Below are 17,747 nucleotides of genomic sequence, written 5' to 3' on the forward strand. Positions count from 1 at the left end.
AAGCAGTCTTAGGATTTTGGCATCGTCGTTTTCTAGCGGTACTGGGGGTGGTACTCATGGCTAATGCACATTCGCCGTGGCGTGCCATGCGTCCCGTGTTGCTTGCCGGGGCCGCGGCCATCGGCTGGTTGACGATGTCATCCACGGCTGCGTCGGCCGATACCCTTTCTGAGGCTTCTTCCCTCCTGGGCGGTGTCACCAGCTCCGTAACGTCGTCCGTTTCCGCGGTGACAGGCAAGGTTGCCGGAACTGTTCCAACGGATTCGCAGACGTCGACTACCGCTCCGACGCCAGCCCCCGCTCCTGTGCCCGCCCGGCCGGCAGGACTGCTGCAGCCGGTGGTCAACCAGAGTTCGGCTGTGGCAAACAACCTGATCTCCTCTGTGCCCGTGGTGAACCGAGTGGTTCCCACGGGCACGGTTTCTGCCGTTGCAACGCCCATCGTTGACGTCGCGGACGGGACCACTGCGGCCCTTGTTGAGGCTGTAGTTCCACCGGCTGCCGAGGCCATCCCCGCGCTTGAACCGGTGTTGGTCCCGGTGTCCGATCTTGTGACCGGCTCAGCCCCGCTTCCGCTTCCCGATTTCTCCGAAACCTTGCCGCTGGAAGAACTGCCGGCCTCCAAACCGGTCCCCGCGGCCGGCATCAATGTCGTTGAGCCCATGCAGAATGCCGCCGATGCGGTGCCGGCCGAGTCGTTCGGCCCGGCTGAACCGGCCCCCGCAGCCGAAGTGAACGTTGCGGCGCCGGCCCTGACCGTTTTCCCGGGCTACGGTGCGGCATTCCTTGCTGAAACCTCCGGCATCGAGCCTGCTGTGCACCCCTCGGGTGGCGGCGACGCCGGCCAGCCAGCCACTGACGCTCCCATGCACCAGCCGGCTCAGTCCCCTGCTGTTCCGGGCACCGGCACTGGCTGTGGCGGGTCTGCTTCCGTCGCCTTTGGTTCCGCCGCCTGGCTGAGCGCCTACGACTTTGATCATTTCCTCTCCCGCGCCGTCCTGGCCCGGGAAGACAGTGAACATACCCCCGCACCGGTGTCCTTCGACCCCGGTTCTTCGCCTGACTAGTTGAGTCCCGGCTGCCACTTTGCGGCAGCGCGCGGCCATATGGGGCAGCTGCATCAGCGCCCTTCATCAACTTCTTCAGGAGAAACCATCATGAGTTCCAACCTTCGCAGGGGGCTGCTTGGCACCCTCTTTGCCGGTGGACTGCTGGCATTCGGCTGCACAGCAGCGAACGCGGCGGACACCACCAACACCACCGGACCGGATCTTTCCGCATCCGCCCTGATCTCGGCGGCGGCGTCCGCTGATACGGCGTCGTTGGGCCTGCTGGGTGGCCCAACGCCGTCAGACTCAACGGGCGTCGCCGCCGTAGTGGACGTCGCGCTGAACGCCGGAGACAGCACCGCCGGAGCCGGCAGCGGGCTTGCTGCGGCCGCCGTAGTTGGCCTGGGCCTCGGGGGCGGCAGCACTGCTCCCGAGGCAGCGACGGCCGACGTGGATGTCCAGGCAGATGTGAACGTCGGCCTGGGTACCGGTTCAGCCATGGCGGAACCGGCCCCCGCGGCCAACGCGGCCGATGTAGCTCTCGCCGCAGATGCAGTCGTGGACCTTGGCGGGGTCACCGGCTCCAACGACGGCCTCACCGCCGTTGTCGACGCAGCCATTGACCTCGGTCTCGGCGACGCCGGAACCGACGGCACCAACGCTGACGTTGTCGTAGATGCGGATGCAGTCGTGGACCTGGGCGGGGTCACCGGCACCAATATCGGCACCGCCGCCGTTGTCGACGCAGCCATTGACCTCGGTCTCGGCGACGCCGGAACCGACGGCACCAACGCTGACGTTGTCGTAGATGCCGATGCGGTCGTGGACCTGGGCGGGGTCACCGGCTCCAACGAAGGCACCAACGACGGCCTCACCGCCGTCGTCGACGCCGAAGTAAACGTCGGCCTCGGCCTTGGCAACATCGGAACCACGGACGGCACCAACACCGATGTTGCGGTGGACGCCGATGCAGTCGTGGACCTCGGCGGGGTCACCGGCTCCAACGGCACCACCGGCGACGGCGGACTCGACACAGCCATCGACGCAGCCATTGACCTCGGCCTCGGCAAGCACCGGAAACAACGGCGGAGTGGATGCCGGCATCGACCTGGGAGTAGACCTTGGCATCGGCGGCATCGGCACGGAGACCCCGGGCACCGAAAACCCCGGCACCGGTACACCCGGCACTGAAAGCCCGGGCGACGGCGACACCGGCGGCGTTGGCACCGTGGATCCCGGAACAGGCGCACCGGGCACCGACACCCCGGGGACTGAAAACCCCGGCAACGGCAACGGCGCAGGGGCCGGTAACGGAACCGACATCGGCACCCCGGGCGCAGGCACGGCCGGAACCAACGGCATCTCCGTAGCACCCGCCGGTTCAACAGCAGTCAGTGGGGTCATCGCCGCCGACACCACACCGCGAAGCGCTCCTGCCCAGGGCGGTGCGACCGCACTGGCCAACACCGGCCTGGACGGCTCCCTCGTCCCGCTGGCCCTGTTGCTCCTGGCCGCCGGGATCCTTGTGCTTCGCAAGCGCAGGACTTCCTAATACACACTCCTGCGTTGCATTCCCCCTGAACGAAGTGGGGAAGCGTCCGTGAATCGCGCCTGAAGCGGCAGCACTCCACGAGCCGCGGGGAAGGAGGACCAGGACACAGAACCGGAAAAGCACGCAAACATGTCATCAGCACGCATGTCCTTGTGGCCGATGGTTCGGCGGCGGATGCTGGAGTTCCGCCGCCGGACCCTCGGCGTGTGCGCCGCGAAACCCAAGGTCAATCGCCGGGCCTCCCCTCCACCGGTATGATTTGAGTACGACAGTGCCGCATCGCACCGGGAGGGACGGGACATGGTGGCGGAATCGCCCAGCTCCACCACGAACGAGATTGTCGGCGGTCGCTACCGGTTGAATGAGGTCATCGGCCGCGGGGGAATGTCTTCGGTGTACAGCGCCCGGGACGAAAACCTGGGCCGTGATGTGGCCCTTAAGCTCTTCGCACCGCAGGCCCCGGACACCGAAGAACTGAAACGCCAGGAAGCGGAAATCCAGCTGCTGGCCACGTTGAACCATCCCGGCCTCGTCACGCTTTTCGACGCCGGCATCGATACCCGGATCCCGGACGAGCCACGTCCGTTCCTCACCATGGAACTCGTGGAAGGCCATGACCTCCGCGGCCGCATCCGCCACAGCCGTGTCCCGCTGGAAGAACTGGCCGTCATCGGCGCCGGAATCGCTGACGCCCTGGCCTACGTCCACGGGCTGGGCGTAATCCACCGAGACATCAAACCTGCCAATATCCTGCTGGTCCAGATCCGGCCCGGCGAACCCCTGCGCCCCAAGCTCACCGACTTCGGTATTGCGCGGATCGCGGACTCCACCCGTCTCACCGCCACCGGAACCATGGTGGGCACTGCCGCGTACCTCAGCCCGGAACAGGCACTTGGCCAGCCGCTCTCCGCCGCCACGGACATCTATTCGTTCGGCCTCGTGCTGATTGAATGCATCAAGGGAACCGTCGAGTACCCCGGCGGCGCCGTGGAGTCCGCGGTGGCCAGGCTGCACCGGGCGCCTGAAATCCCAGAGGACCTCCCCGCAGAGTGGGCACAGCTCCTCCGCTCGATGACTGCCATCGAACCGTTGGAACGCCCGTCCGCCGCGGACATCGAGACCGTCCTGCGCCAAGCCCTCATTTCACCCGCTTCCACACCCGGCGAACTCGCACCCGAAAGCACTAGGGTGCTGCCGGCCATGCCGTTCCACCCGCCGTCGATCACCGCGGAAGAGTCCGTGGACGAGCTGCGGGAAGCGGCTGCATCGCCCCGGATTAACAAACCTGAGGACAGGGACCTCCATCCGAGGGCCCGCACCATGCGCTTCTGGATCGCGGTGGTCCTTACGCTCATAGTGGTAGCGGCTGTGGTTGCCGCGGTGATCCTGACCCTCTCCACGCAGTCTCCCGCCGACGTCGTGCCGTATCCAACGGTCACCGGGGAACTCGGCGATCACCTGAAGGAATTGCAGAAGAGCGTTGAACCGTGACGCTTGGGCAGCACGGGGCGCTGACCGTCCGCTGGTCCGCGACGCTGCTGGCGGCCGGATTGCTCGCCGGCTGCGGGACCGGCGAAACGGGGCTCCAGCGCGATGCCGCCAGGCAGTTGCAGGCACGGGTGCTTGAGGTAACGCAGGCGACGTCGCAGAACGATCCCGCCACCGCACTCAGGGCGTTGGAAGGCCTCGAATCCGAACTCGAAGACGCTCAGTCGAGGGGCGGCATCTCGGACGAACGCCGCCGCAGCATCACCACCATTGCCGCCGCCGTCCGGGCCGACCTGACCGACGCCATGGCCAAGACCGAACAGGCCAAAGCCCGCGCCGAAGAGGAAGCCCGCCAGGCGGCCGAACAAGCAGCCGCGCAAACCCCGCCCGCCCAGGAAGCCCCCGCGCCGTCCACGGTGCAGCCCTCCGGCGAGGACAAAGGCAAGAAAGACAACCAGGGCAAGGGCAAAGACAGCGGATAAAGGCCCACCGATGCAGCGTACGACGTCGGAAGGGACGTGGGCGCTGATCTCCACCTTGCAGACGGCACAAGAAAGAGGCGGTGCCCCGGAACAGATCCGGGGCACCGCCTCTTTGGTGAAACTGCCGCAGCAGCCTGCCGCTAGCTCAGGCTGGCGATGACCTTGTTCAGGGTGGCGGACGGCCGCATGACTGCAGAGGCCTTGGCGTCCTCGGGGTGGTAGTAGCCTCCGACGTCCACGGGCGAGCCCTGGACCGCAGCCAACTCACCAACGATGGCCTCCTCCTGGGAGGAGAGCTCCTTGGCGACGGCGCTGAATGCGGCGGCAAGGTCGGCGTCGTCCGTCTGCTTGGCCAGTTCCTCGGCCCAGTAGCGGGCCAGGAAGTAGTGGCTGCCGCGGTTGTCCAGTTCGCCGGCGCGGCGGCTCGGGGACTTGTTCTCCAGCAGGAACGTGCCGGTGGCGCGGTCCAGCGTGTCCGCCAGGACCTGGGCGCGGGCGTTGCCGGTGGTGGTGGCCAGGTGCTCGAAGCTGACGGCCAGGGCCAGGAATTCGCCCAGGCTGTCCCAGCGAAGGTGGTTTTCCTTCAGCAGCTGCTGGACGTGCTTGGGCGCGGATCCGCCGGCACCGGTCTCGAAGAGTCCGCCGCCGTTCATCAGCGGCACCACGGAGAGCATCTTGGCGCTGGTGCCCAGTTCCAGGATGGGGAAGAGGTCCGTGAGGTAGTCGCGGAGGACGTTGCCGGTGACGGAGATGGTGTCTTCGCCCTTGCGGATCCGGTCCAGGGTGAACGCGGTGGCCTTGACGGGCGACAGGATCTGGAGATCCAGGCCCTCGGTGTCGTGGTCGGTCAGGTACTCGTTGACCTTGGCGATGAGGTTGGCGTCGTGGGCGCGCTCCTCGTCCAGCCAGAACACGGCCGGCGTCTGGGAGGCGCGGGCACGGGTGACGGCCAGTTTGACCCAGTCGCGGATGGGGGCGTCCTTGGTCTGGCAGGCGCGCCAGATATCTCCGACGGACACTTCGTGCTCGAGCAGGACGTTGCCGGATCCATCCACAACCTGGACGGTGCCGGCTTCCTGGATCTCAAAGGTCTTGTCGTGGCTGCCGTATTCTTCGGCTGCCTGTGCCATGAGGCCCACGTTGGGAACGGTGCCCATGGTGGTGGGGTCGTAGGCTCCGTTGGCGCGGCAGTCGTCAAGGACCACCTGGTAGATGCCGGCGTAGGAGCTGTCCGGCAGGACGGCCAGGGTGTCGGCTTCCTTGCCGTCCGGGCCCCACATGTGGCCGGAGCTGCGGATCATTGCAGGCATGGACGCGTCCACGATGACGTCGGAGGGGACGTTCAGGGTGGTGATGCCCTTGTCCGAATCCACCATGGCCAGTGCCGGGCCGTCTTCGAGGCCCTTCTTAATGAGGTTCTGGACGCCGTCGCGGACATCCGCCGGCAGGTCCTCGAGACCGCTGACGATGGCAGCGAGGCCGTTGTTGGGGCTCAGGCCGGCGGCGGCCAGCTGCTTTCCGTAGGTGTCGAACAGCTCGGAGAAGTAAGCCTTGACCACGTGGCCGAAGATGATGGGGTCCGAAACCTTCATCATGGTGGCCTTGAGGTGTGCGGAGAACAGCACGCCCTCTTCCTTGGCGCGGGCAACCTGGGCCTTCAGGAACTCGTCCAGGGCCGCGGCACGCATGACAGTTCCGTCGATGACCTCGCCGGCCAGGACCGGGAAAGCCTTCTTGAGGACCTTCACCGAGCCGTCTTCACGGACCAGCTGGATGGCGATGGTGCCGTCCGATTCGATGACAACGGACTTCTCGTTGGAGCGGAAGTCGTTCTGGCCCATGGTGGCCACGTTGGTCTTGGAGTCAGCGGTCCAGGCACCCATGGAGTGCGGGTTCTGGCGGGCGTAGTTCTTAACGGACAGCGGCGCGCGGCGGTCCGAGTTGCCTTCGCGGAGGACCGGGTTCACTGCCGAGCCCTTGATCTTGTCGTAGCGCGAGCGGACGGCCGTCTCTTCATCCGAGGAGGGGTTGTCCGGGTAGTCCGGCAGTGCGTAGCCCTGGCCCTGCAGCTCAGCGATGGCGGCCTTCAGCTGCGGAATGGAGGCGCTGATGTTAGGCAGCTTGATGATGTTGGCTTCCGGCGTCTTCGCCAGTTCACCCAGTTCAGCAAGGGCGTCACCGGTCTGCTGCTCCGGAGTGAGGTAATCGCCGAACACAGCGATGATGCGGCCGGCGAGCGAGATGTCGCGGGTCTCCACCTCCACACCTGCAGTCGAAGCAAACGCCTCGATGATCGGCAGGAACGAATAGGTAGCCAGCATCGGCGCTTCGTCGGTGTGGGTGTAGATAATCTTGGACATGCGCGGGCGTCTCCCTGAAGGTCGGCTTGGTTGTGAAACCTTTGTCTATTTCACCAAGTACAACTTACCCGAGGACACGGGTTTGAACCCTACCGGGAACGCTGGATGACCCCGCCGTGAGCAGGATTACAGCGATGGAGAAGCGTACGACGGCGGCGCCCGCCCAGGTGCCCCACCCCGCCCCGCGTCCTGCTCCTGACCTGCGGCTCCACAGCCCCCTTTCCGCTGCAGGGTAAGTCACTCCTGTTTACTTATATGTGACGCGCGCGATAAATTCTTGAAGTCGATCCGCGCCCTCTCCCCCGGGGCATTTTCCGTTCAGACAGGACAACAATGACACGCACCCGGTCCCTGGCTTCCGGCATCCTGAGCTTCTCCGCCGCAGCCGTTCTGGCTCTGACCACAGCCGGCGGCGCCTCCGCCGCGCCGGCCTCCCCATCGCCCTCCGAAGACGCCCTGCTCCCCTCCGTCGCCCGCCTTGCCGTTAACAGCACTGGTGCCGCGGACTACTGGACCGCGGACCGGATGGAGGGTGCCCGCCCCGGTGATGTCCTGGCCGGGAAAGCCCTGGCAACGAGCCCCCGTTCCAATCCCGCAACAGTGGCCAAAGGAAAGAACACCAAAGTTGGCGCCAGCAAGGCCAAGGCAGCAACAACCGGTTCCGTGACCCACATTGGCAAGGTTTTCTTCACCATGGGCGGCGCCAACTACGTCTGCTCCGGCAACGCCGTGACGTCCAGGAACAAGAGCACCGTATCTACAGCCGGCCACTGCGTCTTTGGCGGTCCGGGCCAGGAGGCCACGAACTTCGTCTTCGTTCCCGCCTACGAGAACGGCCAAGCGCCCTATGGAAAGTGGACCGCCACCGACCTCTACACCACCAGCGAATGGACCGCCTCCGGCGACATCTCCTACGACACGGCGTTCGCCGTGATGGACCGCCTCGACGGGGACCTGCTGACCGACGTGGTGGGCGGCTCCGGAGTGGCGTTCAACGAGGACCGCGGACTGTCCTACACGTCTTACGGCTACCCTGCAGACAAGCAGTACAACGGCGAGACCCTGAAGAGCTGTGCGGGCACTGCCACAAACGACACCGTCAACCCGGCTTTCACCACCCAGGGCATCCCATGCGACATGACCAGCGGTTCCTCCGGCGGCCCGTGGTTCATCGGCTCCGGCCCGGATGGACTGCAGAACTCGATCAACAGCTACGGCTACAGCGGCTCCAAGGTCATGTACGGCCCGTACTGGGGTGACTCGATTGAAAAGACCTACCGCGTTGCGTCACGGTCCTAGCGAAGAGCCCGATGACGGCGTGGCCCACATCGAGGTAACCCAGACGCACGAGGAAATCCTCGAGTACTGGACCGATGAACGGATGGCGGAGGCCAAGCCCCGGGAGCTTGTGCTGCGGCCAAAACCTGAAGAGCAGCACCCGGCCGACGAGGACTAGGCCAACAAAATAACGACGGCGCCTGCCCCCTGCGAAGGGGACGGGCGCCGTCGTCAATTAAAGTCCATCCATTGCTCCGTAGATGCCTTTTTGGTGTCTCAAACCGGCATCTACGGAGCAGCCGATCAATCGGCTCAGTGGAAGAAGTGGCGCGCTCCGGTGAAGTACATGGAGATTCCGGCGGCGTTGGCCGCAGCGATGACTTCCTCGTCGCGGACGGATCCGCCCGGCTGGACAACGGCGCGGACCCCGGCATCGATCAGGATCTGCAGGCCGTCAGCGAACGGGAAGAAGGCATCCGAAGCTGCCACCGCGCCCTGGGCACGCCGGGGTGCGCCGGCACCCGTGGCGTTGGAGGCGCCGCCGGCGCCGTCGACGTCGGAATCCACCTGCAGGCCCAGCGTGTTGGCGCGTTCCACGGCCAGCTTGCAGGAGTCGAGGCGGTTGACCTGGCCCATGCCGATGCCGACTGCTGCGCCGTTGTCCGCGAGGAGGATGGCGTTGGACTTTGCTGCACGGCAGGCGGTCCAGGCGAAGGCGAGGTCCGCGAGGGTCTTCTCATCGGCGGCTTCGCCCGCGGCGAGCGTCCAGTTGGCGGGGTTGTCGCCGTCGGCGTCCACCTTGTCGCTGACCTGGACCAGCATGCCGCCGGAAACCTGGCGGAACTCCGTAGGGTAGCGGCCGTAGCCCTCGGGCAGGGCGAGCAGCCGGATGTTCTTCTTCTTGGAGAGGATCTCCACGGCCTCGGCCTCGAACCCGGGCGCGATGACAACCTCGGTGAAGATGTCCTTCACGGTGTTGGCCATGGCCGCCGTGACCGGGCGGTTGGCTGCGATGACGCCGCCGAACGCGGACACGGGGTCGCAGGCGTGGGCCTTGGCGTGGGCGTCGGCGATGGGGTCCGCGGCGTCTGCCGAACCGACGGCAACGCCGCACGGGTTGGCGTGCTTGATGATGGCCACGGCCGGCTCGCTGAAATCGAAGGCGGCGCGCAGGGCGGCGTCGGCGTCAACAAAGTTGTTGTAGCTCATGGCCTTGCCGTGCAGCTGGTCGGCCTGGGCGATGCCCACCGGGGCAGCCTTGTCCACGTAGAGCGCAGCCTGCTGGTGCGGGTTCTCGCCGTAACGCAGCACCTCGGAGCGTTCCAGGGACATTCCGGCGTAGGCAGGCCAGTCGATGATGCCGTCGCCGTCTTCATCAAGGAACTGGCTGGCAGTCCAGGTGGCCACGGCGTTGTCGTAGGACGCCGTGTGCGCGAACGCCTTGGCGGCGAGGCGGCGGCGGGTCTTCAGGTCGAAACCGCCGGCGGCGGCAGCAGCCACCACCTGGCCGTAGAAGGACGGGTCAACCACGATGGCGACGGCGGCATGGTTCTTCGCGGCCGAGCGCACCATGGCGGGGCCTCCGATGTCGATCTGCTCGACAACGTCGTCCTGCGCGGCACCGGACTTGACGGTTTCTACGAACGGGTAGAGGTTCACCACCACCAGGTCGAAGGCCTCGATATCCATGCTTTCGAGCGTCTCCATGTGGGCGGGGACGCGGCGGTCTGCCAGGATGCCGCCGTGGACGCGGGGGTGCAGCGTCTTGACGCGGCCGTCCAGCATTTCCGGGGAACCGGTGACTTCCTCAACCTCCTGCACGGGGATGCCCGCAGCAGCGATCTTCTTCGCGGTGGAACCGGTGGAGACCAGCTTCACACCCGCTGCGTGCAGGCCTGTGGCGAGCTCCTCCAGGCCGGTCTTGTCGTAAACCGAGATCAGGGCCCGGCGGATGGGTACACGGTCAATGGATACGCGCTCATGCTGCGTGAAGCTCACAAATGTCTCCGTCTTATCTCGCGGTTCAGTGCCGCGGTTGGTGGGGATAGGGCCAGTTTATCGCGTAGCGCACGTTGCCCCGAGTGTCCGCCGGAGTGTGAACGCCGGTGGGCGGGGCTAAAGTTTCAGAAGGAGGCGGCAATGAACACTTACACCACTGTGCCCAGCGGCGAACAGGTGGTCCAGGAACTGCCCTGGCGATGGAAAGTCCAGGGGCGGATCTTCCTGATCGGCGGCCTCGGATTCATGTTTGACGCGTGGGATGTGACGCTCAACGGCATTCTGATTCCCCTGCTGTCGAAGCATTGGGCACTGTCCCCCGGCGAGGTGGCGTGGGTGGGGACGTCGAACCTGATTGGCATGGCTTTGGGGGCCTTCATCTGGGGCACCATCGCGGACACCATCGGCCGGAAGAAGGCGTTCACCGCTACGCTGCTGCTGTTCGCCGTCTTCACCGTGGCCGGCGCCTTCGCCCCGGACTTCATCTGGTTTTGTGTCTTCAGGTTCCTGGCCGGCTTTGGCCTGGGCGGCTGCATTCCGGTGGACTATGCACTGGTGGGTGAGTTCACTCCCCGGAAGCAGCGCGGCAAAGTACTCACCGCCATGGATGGCTGGTGGCCGGTGGGCGCTGCCCTGGCGGGTTTCGTTTCCGCTGGCCTGGTGGCTCTCTACGGTGACTGGCGGCTGACCATGCTGGTCATGGTCCTGCCTGCGCTGCTGGTGTTCTGGGTCCGGCGAAGCGTGCCGGAGTCACCGCTGTTCCTTATCCGCAAGGGCCGGCGGGACGAGGCTGCGAAGGTCATCGACGGGCTGGTGGCAGCCACGGGCGCCGAAGCCCGGGCCTACAGCCTGCCGGATGCGAAGGACGTACCCCGGCTCTCCGCCGGCAGCGCCTGGACCCAGCTGCGGTCGGTGTGGCAGTTCAACTGGAAGATCACCACCGCCGCGTGGGCCCTGTTCTTCAGCATCCTGCTGGTCTACTACCTGTCACTGACGTGGATGCCACGGATCCTCATTGGCGCAGGCTTCGCCGAATACAAGGCGTTCGTCACCACGGCGTCAATGGCCGCCGTCGGACTCCTGGGCGTCATCGTTGCCGCCTTGCTGGTGGAACGCGTGGGCCGCAAATGGATCCTGGCGATCACCGGTCCGCTGTCCGCACTGACCCTGGTGATCGTGGCGTTCGTGGTGGACATCCCGTCTGCAGCGGTGTTCTGGCTGCTGGTGTTCGGGTTCGTGGTGCAGGTGGCCATCCCGGTGCTGTACGCCTACGTGTCGGAACTTTACCCCACTGAGCTGCGCGGCACCGGCTTTGGCTGGGCATCCACGTTCTCGCGTCTGGGCGCCGGTTTCGGTCCGCTGATTTTCGCCAACTACTTCTGGCCTGAGCTGGGCCTGGCTACGTCCTTCGCCCTGGCCGGCGGCCTGGTGCTGCTGGCAGTGCTGTGGATGGCCTTCTTCTCCCCCGAAACCCGCCAGCGCCGCCTCGACTGACCCCGCAGCCGGCCCTTACCCTCACCCCCAGCCTCACCCACCCAACTGACTCGCAGTTGTTGTCGTTTTGAGGCCGGATAACGACAACAACTGCGAGCCAGTTGAATGGCGGCCCTGGAAAGTTGACTCGCCCGTGTCTGAGGTCGCGGCTAGGCTCCACAACGAAGGGCGGAAAAGCGTTTCGGGTATCGGATGGGGAGGCCGTGTGTATTTTAACCAACAACCAGAGGCTACGACTTCGTCTCGAAGTTCAGTCAGTGCAGTCCGCAGCTGGGTTGGAAGCCGCGTTCGACAAACCGAAATCACAGTCCGCGGTGAGTGCATGGCACCACGGAAGATCGGCCTGAGGTGGAATTTTGATCTAGTATCGGTGTCCCCGAAAGGAGTGGAGCTCCTCCCATGCGTTGTCTGGGGAGACATGGTTCCCAAAATCGACGCGCAGCTATGCACACGAAACTCATCGTTAGATAAGGCCATGACCAGCGGCATGGTATTGACGTTAAAAGGCTCACTATGGCTTAACGCCGAAGGAACGGTCGGCATGAGGGTCACAGCGATTGAACCTGGCTTCGTCCGCCGCGGCGCACTCTATCTTGAAGATAATAGGGCGATCGCCTCGCTCCGGGCCGCCGGCGTTCCCGGAAGTCGCCTTGCCAGGACGTTCGTACACGACAATCCGGAGAACGCGTTCAAGAACATTGACTGCAAACCGGAACGCGTCATGGTCGTTGGACCTGCCAACGCGCAAGGAGTTGGAGATCTGGAGCGTCGGCTCTCCCATAGTGGTGGCTCCTCACCCGAGGTCTTCTACAGAACCCTTTCGTGGAGTGTCGACGCCAAGATGGAGGATTTTCAGGCACATCTCCGGGAAGCAGAGGAACTGGACCTGGATCTGGTGCTGCTGGTTCGGGGTGGCGGTCACTGGAGGTGGCTACGGGGCTACCAACGAGCAGACCTCGGGCTTGCCATTCAGAGGTCCTCCGTACCCGTCGCCACGGCCGTGGGGCATGACGCAGATGTTTCCGTGGCTGACCGGGCTGCCTCATTGTCATTCACGACACCCACGGCCGCGGCAGAGGCGATCGCAAACGAATTAGCCTTCCATCGCCGGCAGCAGACAAGGGCGATGCGTCACACGGCTGAGCGAAGGATCCAGGCGGAAGACCAGGCTGCTGAGGAAGCCAAGCTGGCCTCCTTTGAGGCCCGCATTGGAGTTCTTCAGGCCAACTATGAGACTGTGCAACAACGGGTATCGGAAGCCAATTCCCGACAGCACAATGCATTCAAAGTCCACACACAAGACCTGCTGGACACGGCCGAGATGCGGGTCAAGTTCATTTCACGCACAGCCTCGGTAGCGGTTCTCATGGCGGTCACTGCGATGGTGGTATTCAATAACCAACTCCTGGCTAATCTTCAACTGAGTCCAGATTCGCTGCAAGGTTGGCTCTACCGCCTGACAATCATCGCTACCGGCGTTTGGCTGCTTGTTTGGCAGCGGCGGGCAAGGAATTCCGCCGGGCTGGCATCCACATCACCTATGAAGAAGCCACCGAGAGACGTGGATTCGTGGCGCTTCGCGATGAAGAGAGTCCGGACCGTTCGTAAGCTCCGGCGGCTTCGACACCATACGCCTCTTTAGACTCCCAACGGGACCAGCCATGAGGCTTCAGTAGGAAACTCGACTCACGAGCCGGGTGACCAGCCTTGGCCGATCAGTGCTCTCCGCACCTTCGAGACGGCTGCCCCAGCGCCGTTTGTCATGTGACGCTTGGAGACCCGGACGAGAACCCAGCCTCCACGGATAAAATCCTCCTCTCGAGAGATATCACGGACGATCTGTTCCGAAGTCGAATGCACGTCCCCGTCGTATTCCACGGCCACTTTCTGTTCCGGGTAGCTCAGGTCAGGTTGGCGTACGACGGCGGAACGCAGTTCCGTGGGCACGTTCAACTGCGGCACAGGAAGCCCTGCGCACTCCAGTGCCAGCCTCAGCCGCGTCTCCGGCGCAGAGTCAGCACCCACCCGAGCCTGGTCCAACGCCAAGCGGGCTTTCCGGATGCCCGGTGTGCCCTTGTGCCGGTCCAGCATCTCGGCCAGATCCTCAAGGGTGTAGTACGGATCCGTTCTGGCCTCAAAGACCGGCCGAGGTACGCGGATGAGGTGGTCTGCCACAACCGTGATCTCGTCAACGCTCATCCGCCGGGCATTGTCCAGCCATGTTCGGGACCTGCTCGTCACCAGTAACCCGTCAACGCAAACGATCTCGTCCTCGAAGAACTGCCCTACGTGACCCACAACGCCCCTACGGCGTGGAATCGCCATCGTGTCAGGCCTGGAAATGTGTATCAGGGAGCTTTCCCCGGGCAGAAACCCAGGAAACCGCCAAAAGGCAAACGCCGTTGCGTGGGACGCAGCCGAAAATGTTGTGATTCTCGCGTACGGCACGACGACTTCGGGTCCAGGACTTGTGCCCGGACCGGGAAGCATGTCATCGTTCGGAACCCGGATACCGCGGCTGGGCGAGTTCAGCGCGACATGACGCAACCGCCTGAGGCTCACGCCGGCGTCGACCGCGTCCTGGAAAGTGAATGGCAGATAGGCAAGTGGCGTTGGCAGCGGGCGAGGGGTCTTCACGGCAACATAATCGCAAAACCTTCACCAACGGATCGGGTTATCCACAGGCTAAGGCGCCTACTGCCAACTGACTGGCAGTTGTTGTCGTTCTGAAGGCCCAAAACGACAACAACTGCCAGTTAGTTGGGAAGGGTTAGGAGGCAGCGGCGAGGCTGGCCAGGGTGGACACCAGCAGCCGGCGCTCCACCACCTTGATGCGCTCGTGCAGGGTCTCCTCGGTGTCGGCGTCCTCGATGGCCACCGCCTCCTGGGCGATGATGGGTCCGGTGTCCACGCCGGCGTCAGCCCAGTGCACCGTGCAGCCGGTGACCTTGACCCCGTAGGCCATCGCGTCACGGACACCGTGGGCACCGGGGAACGCCGGAAGCAGGGCCGGGTGGGTGTTGAGGTACTTGCCGCCGAAAGCGTCGATGAATTCCGGGCTGACGATCCGCATGAAGCCGGAGGACACCACCACGTCCGGCTGGAATGCGGCCACCTCCCTGGTCAATGCGGCGTTCCACTGGACCCGGTCCGGGTACTCCTTGAAGTCCACCACGAAGGTGGGTATCCCGGCTGCGGCCGAACGCTCCACGCCGTAGGTGCCGGGCCGGTCCGCTCCGACGGCGGCGATGTCCACGTCCAGCTCCCCCGCTTTGACCGCGTCAATGACAGCCTGGAGGTTGGAGCCGGTACCGGAAACGAGGACTACGATGCGCATGCGTCTAGCTTATGGGCAGGCTCGCGTAGGCTGGAAAACATGAACTCCACACCGGAACCGGCCGGGCCCCAGCGGACAAAACCGCCGCTCAGCGAGGCTGCAAAAGCCTCAAGGGCCAAGACCCACACTCTGTTCCGGATGTTCATCGTGTCCGTGCTGGGGTCATTCTTCGTCTACCAGCTGGATGTCCGCTATCTCTGGCTGACGGGAATCCTGACAGCTGCCGCATTGGCCCTCGGCATCGTCCTGTTGATCAGGTGGTTCCGTTCAAAAGAGTCCCGGCTGATTCTGTTCGCTACCATCTGCGGCCTGATGGTGACCGCCGGCATGGTGCTGCTGACCCTGGCCTCGGCACTGTTCTTCAACCAGGCAGCGGAGTACCAGGCCTGCGTGAACCGGGCGCTCACAGACCAGGCACAACGGACGTGCCAGGTGCAGCTGGAGGGATCACTCCCCCGCCAGGCGCCGTAGCAGCGCCTTTGCTGACAGGTTAAGGACCTAAGGGTCCCGGCCTTCGAAGCTAGTGGACCAGTTCCGCGTCGTCATCCGCCACGGCCCGTTCACGTTCCAGCCACGGCCCGGCAGCGTAACCGATCACGACGCCGGCACCCACCTCCGCGGCCAACCAGACACCCATCCACAGAGGGTCCGGTCCGATGTCGGTCAGCCGACCGATGCCGGCCGAGCCCCGGGCTAGCCAGGCCAGCCCCATGGCCAGCAGTCCCGCCGCGGCCCCGGCCAATACTCCCAGGACCAGGGTGGACACCGTAGCAGTGAACCAGCGGGCGTGGACCTTGATGGAGAGCCACTCGTCAAAGTGGTTCTCGCCTTCCCGGAGGAACCACCATCCGGCCAGCACGCCCGCGATGACCGGAATCAGGAGGGCCACGAAGGCGTAGTCCAGGGCCCCGGCAGGAATGGCGGCCAGAACCGGGATGGATGGCAGGGGCCCAACGGCGGTCCCCAGCGGGCCCACTTGGGAACCGACTCCCATAGCGAAGCCGGAACCCGAGGCCCAGGCGAGGGCGAAGACCACCAGGTTGGGAAGGTAGCCGAGCTGGGCGACGGTGAGGGCCGCACCGCCGGCGGCACCGGCGTCGAGCGCTTCATAGACGGCCAGCACCAGGTTCCAGTGGACGAACAGGTCCACGGCCAGCAGTACGGCGGCCAGTGCCAGGGCAGCGGCAACAGCCACAAACCCGGCCTTCACCACCGAGGCGAGGTAGGACCCTGCCCACCGTGAATGCTGGCTGGTCCGCGAGATCCAGTCGACGGCGTCCACACCGATCAGCCGGCTCCACGATCCGGCTTCGCGGCGGGCGCCGATGACCATGCCCAGGGCGAATGGAATCAGCGGCACCACCATGGCGTAACCGAGGTTGATGCCGACGTCCGGGGTGCGGCAGACGAAACCGGCGGCCACACCGAACGCCGAGTAGACCACCCATGATCCCAGCAGTGCCTGCCACAGCTGGTCCGTGTAGGAGGCCCGGGCCAGGCGTCGGCCGGCCCGCCAGGCGAGCAGGAACGGGATCAGTGTCAGGCCGAGGGGAACCAGCGTCAGCAGGCCTGAGCCGGTGTGGGATGCGGCGGTGGATCCGGCAGCTGCCAGTTCCAGCGGAACACCGTGCACCAGCAGCCACGACTGGCCGGCAAGCCGGGCCAGCGTCTCAAACCCGTCGTCCTGGAAGCCGGCCGTTGCCCAGACGGCAATGATGGGAACCAGCACGGCCAGCGCGGAAATGATCGCCGCCTGGGCTGTTTCTATAGCTCCCTGCAGCCACAAGGGCATGGGAAGGCCACGGTCTCCGGTCTGGTCAGCGCGCAGTTTCATCGTGATCCATGGTGTCACGCCGGGCACCTGCCGCCCGGACGCGACAGGCCATCAGGGGCTTCGTTATGCCGGGGCCGGCGGTGACGGCACGCCCCTATGCGCCGGACCACTGGCACATCGGAGCGGCAAGCACACGCAACGGGCGCTCAAACGCCGGGCGCCCTGAAGGCGCCCGGCGTCGTCTGCGTCCAGTGGTTACGCGCCGTCCTGCCCGTACTTCCTCAGGCGGGACCGGCTTGCGGGGTCGCGGTCTGCACCGTCGATTCCCGCAGTGGGTGTGCCCGCGTTGAGGTCGGCGTCGCCCTGCAGGTCGACGTCAGCCTGCACATCATCCTGCGAGTCGGAGTACGTCCTGGCGCCACGGTCGTAGTGCGTGTAGAGCCGGTCCTCTTCCTCGGGCGTGAGGTGGCCGTCGACGTCGACACGCGGAGCGTCCTTGACGTGGTCCTTGGTGTAAGGCACCACCAGGTCGTCGTCCTGGGTACGCGCACCCTCTACGGGGATGAAGGACTGCGAGGTGCCGAAGAGGCCCGTCTTGACGGTAACCCAGGTGGGCTCACCCGTGTCGTCGTCTGCGTACAGCTGGCCAATCGAGCCGATCTTGTCGCCGTCGGCTCCGATGACGTTGCCGCCTTTGTGGAGCACGGCCTCAATGTTGTCCCGGTTGAGCATGGCTTCTCCTTGGATAATCGTTGCGCTGGGTTGGGCCAGCGGCAGAGGACCCGGCACGGGGTTTCCCCTGCCTCCGGCTCCAGCCCCGTCTGCTTGAGGCGCACCGCTGGCCACCGCACTACAGTAAGCATGCTTAGCATCAAATGGGAAGTCTACTTATAATTTTTGCCAAGACCCGCGTTGATGCTCCCCGCTGTTCACCG

At 65.0% G+C, this 17,747-nt stretch carries 16 protein-coding genes; 10 read left to right on the forward strand and 6 right to left on the reverse strand.

Annotated elements, in window-relative coordinates; genetic code table 11:
* Positions 1-56: 56 nt before the first annotated feature.
* The 5 genes from QE394_RS03280 to QE394_RS03300 all read left to right on the forward strand — a co-directional run bounded on the left by QE394_RS03280 (position 57) and on the right by QE394_RS03300 (position 4,571).
* Positions 57-1,067: a hypothetical protein gene (locus QE394_RS03280; RefSeq protein ID WP_349033694.1), complete on the forward strand. Its 1,011-nt coding sequence runs from the start codon at positions 57-59 to the stop codon at positions 1,065-1,067.
* A 90-nt stretch (positions 1,068-1,157) separates the two neighbouring features.
* Positions 1,158-2,240, forward strand: coding sequence for a hypothetical protein (locus QE394_RS03285; RefSeq protein ID WP_349033695.1), 1,083 nt, complete (start codon positions 1,158-1,160; stop codon positions 2,238-2,240).
* A complete protein-coding gene (locus QE394_RS03290) occupies positions 2,140-2,601 on the forward strand; it encodes a hypothetical protein (protein WP_349033696.1) in 462 nt (153 codons plus the stop codon). Before QE394_RS03285 ends, QE394_RS03290 begins: the two co-directional genes overlap by 101 nt.
* 300 nt (positions 2,602-2,901) lie before the next feature.
* Positions 2,902-4,092 carry a serine/threonine-protein kinase gene (locus QE394_RS03295; protein WP_349033697.1) on the forward strand — a complete coding sequence of 397 codons (1,191 nt, stop codon included), beginning with the start codon at positions 2,902-2,904 and terminating at the stop codon, positions 4,090-4,092.
* Complete coding sequence (locus tag QE394_RS03300) at positions 4,089-4,571, forward strand: hypothetical protein (protein WP_349033698.1); 483 nt, start codon at positions 4,089-4,091, stop codon at positions 4,569-4,571. The genes QE394_RS03295 and QE394_RS03300 overlap by 4 nt, the downstream gene beginning before the upstream one ends.
* 140 nt (positions 4,572-4,711) lie before the next feature.
* Here QE394_RS03300 and QE394_RS03305 read toward each other — a convergent pair whose 3' ends face one another.
* Complete coding sequence (locus QE394_RS03305) at positions 4,712-6,931, reverse strand: NADP-dependent isocitrate dehydrogenase (RefSeq protein WP_261621158.1); 2,220 nt, start codon at positions 6,929-6,931, stop codon at positions 4,712-4,714.
* A 333-nt stretch (positions 6,932-7,264) separates the two neighbouring features.
* On the opposite strand from QE394_RS03305, the gene QE394_RS03310 reads away from it, so the two are divergent.
* Positions 7,265-8,230: a hypothetical protein gene (locus QE394_RS03310; RefSeq protein ID WP_261621159.1), complete on the forward strand. Its 966-nt coding sequence runs from the start codon at positions 7,265-7,267 to the stop codon at positions 8,228-8,230.
* Entirely contained in the window at positions 8,214-8,387 is a 174-nt protein-coding gene (locus QE394_RS03315) for a hypothetical protein (protein ID WP_200937854.1), read from the forward strand. The genes QE394_RS03310 and QE394_RS03315 overlap by 17 nt, the downstream gene beginning before the upstream one ends.
* 134 nt (positions 8,388-8,521) lie before the next feature.
* Here QE394_RS03315 and purH read toward each other — a convergent pair whose 3' ends face one another.
* Positions 8,522-10,207, reverse strand: a complete 1,686-nt coding sequence (gene purH / locus QE394_RS03320) for a bifunctional phosphoribosylaminoimidazolecarboxamide formyltransferase/IMP cyclohydrolase (RefSeq protein WP_056082132.1) — start codon at positions 10,205-10,207, stop codon at positions 8,522-8,524.
* 141 nt (positions 10,208-10,348) lie between these two features.
* Between purH and QE394_RS03325 the strand changes: the two genes are divergently transcribed.
* Both QE394_RS03325 and QE394_RS03330 read left to right on the forward strand, forming a co-directional pair.
* Positions 10,349-11,701: an MFS transporter gene (locus QE394_RS03325; RefSeq protein WP_056082135.1), complete on the forward strand. Its 1,353-nt coding sequence runs from the start codon at positions 10,349-10,351 to the stop codon at positions 11,699-11,701.
* A gap of 475 nt (positions 11,702-12,176) precedes the next feature.
* Positions 12,177-13,343: an exodeoxyribonuclease VII large subunit gene (locus QE394_RS03330; RefSeq protein WP_349033699.1), complete on the forward strand. Its 1,167-nt coding sequence runs from the start codon at positions 12,177-12,179 to the stop codon at positions 13,341-13,343.
* A gap of 44 nt (positions 13,344-13,387) precedes the next feature.
* Here the strand turns inward: QE394_RS03330 and QE394_RS03335 are convergent, their stop codons facing one another.
* A complete protein-coding gene (locus QE394_RS03335; RefSeq protein WP_349033700.1) occupies positions 13,388-13,999 on the reverse strand; it encodes a hypothetical protein in 612 nt (203 codons plus the stop codon).
* A 472-nt stretch (positions 14,000-14,471) separates the two neighbouring features.
* The gene (gene purN / locus QE394_RS03340; protein ID WP_349033701.1) at positions 14,472-15,038 is read right to left on the reverse strand and encodes a phosphoribosylglycinamide formyltransferase; all 567 of its coding nucleotides are present in this window, start codon (positions 15,036-15,038) and stop codon (positions 14,472-14,474) included.
* Between the two features lie 39 nt (positions 15,039-15,077).
* Here purN and QE394_RS03345 point away from each other — a divergent pair, with 39 nt between their 5' ends.
* On the forward strand, positions 15,078-15,509 hold the full coding sequence (locus QE394_RS03345; RefSeq protein ID WP_349033702.1) for a hypothetical protein: 432 nt from the start codon (positions 15,078-15,080) through the stop codon (positions 15,507-15,509).
* A 49-nt stretch (positions 15,510-15,558) separates the two neighbouring features.
* On the opposite strand, the gene QE394_RS03350 is transcribed toward QE394_RS03345, so the two are convergent.
* Together QE394_RS03350 and QE394_RS03355 are read right to left on the reverse strand one after the other, a co-directional pair.
* Positions 15,559-16,872 (reverse strand): DUF6350 family protein, encoded by a 1,314-nt coding sequence (locus tag QE394_RS03350; protein WP_349035365.1) that lies wholly within the window; start codon positions 16,870-16,872, stop codon positions 15,559-15,561.
* A gap of 195 nt (positions 16,873-17,067) precedes the next feature.
* Positions 17,068-17,544, reverse strand: a complete 477-nt coding sequence (locus tag QE394_RS03355) for a PRC-barrel domain-containing protein (protein ID WP_349033703.1) — start codon at positions 17,542-17,544, stop codon at positions 17,068-17,070.
* Between the last annotated feature and the right edge of the window lie 203 nt (positions 17,545-17,747).

The organism is Pseudarthrobacter sp. SORGH_AS 212 (assembly GCF_030818145.1).
Taxonomy (GTDB): Bacteria; Actinomycetota; Actinomycetes; order Actinomycetales; family Micrococcaceae; genus Arthrobacter.

Bases quoted from the DNA above. Each gene is read 5' to 3' on its own strand.
- QE394_RS03280 (WP_349033694.1), top strand. From the start codon at position 57: ATGGCTAATGCACATTCGCCGTGGCGTGCCATGCGTCCCGTGTTGCTT.
- QE394_RS03285 (WP_349033695.1), top strand. From the start codon at position 1,158: ATGAGTTCCAACCTTCGCAGGGGGCTGCTTGGCACCCTCTTTGCCGGT.
- QE394_RS03295 (WP_349033697.1), top strand. From the start codon at position 2,902: ATGGTGGCGGAATCGCCCAGCTCCACCACGAACGAGATTGTCGGCGGT.
- QE394_RS03305 (WP_261621158.1), bottom strand. From the start codon at position 6,931: ATGTCCAAGATTATCTACACCCACACCGACGAAGCGCCGATGCTGGCT.
- QE394_RS03310 (WP_261621159.1), top strand. From the start codon at position 7,265: ATGACACGCACCCGGTCCCTGGCTTCCGGCATCCTGAGCTTCTCCGCC.
- QE394_RS03325 (WP_056082135.1), top strand. From the start codon at position 10,349: ATGAACACTTACACCACTGTGCCCAGCGGCGAACAGGTGGTCCAGGAA.
- QE394_RS03330 (WP_349033699.1), top strand. From the start codon at position 12,177: ATGACCAGCGGCATGGTATTGACGTTAAAAGGCTCACTATGGCTTAAC.
- purN (WP_349033701.1), bottom strand. From the start codon at position 15,038: ATGCGCATCGTAGTCCTCGTTTCCGGTACCGGCTCCAACCTCCAGGCT.
- QE394_RS03345 (WP_349033702.1), top strand. From the start codon at position 15,078: ATGAACTCCACACCGGAACCGGCCGGGCCCCAGCGGACAAAACCGCCG.
- QE394_RS03350 (WP_349035365.1), bottom strand. From the start codon at position 16,872: ATGAAACTGCGCGCTGACCAGACCGGAGACCGTGGCCTTCCCATGCCC.
- QE394_RS03355 (WP_349033703.1), bottom strand. From the start codon at position 17,544: ATGCTCAACCGGGACAACATTGAGGCCGTGCTCCACAAAGGCGGCAAC.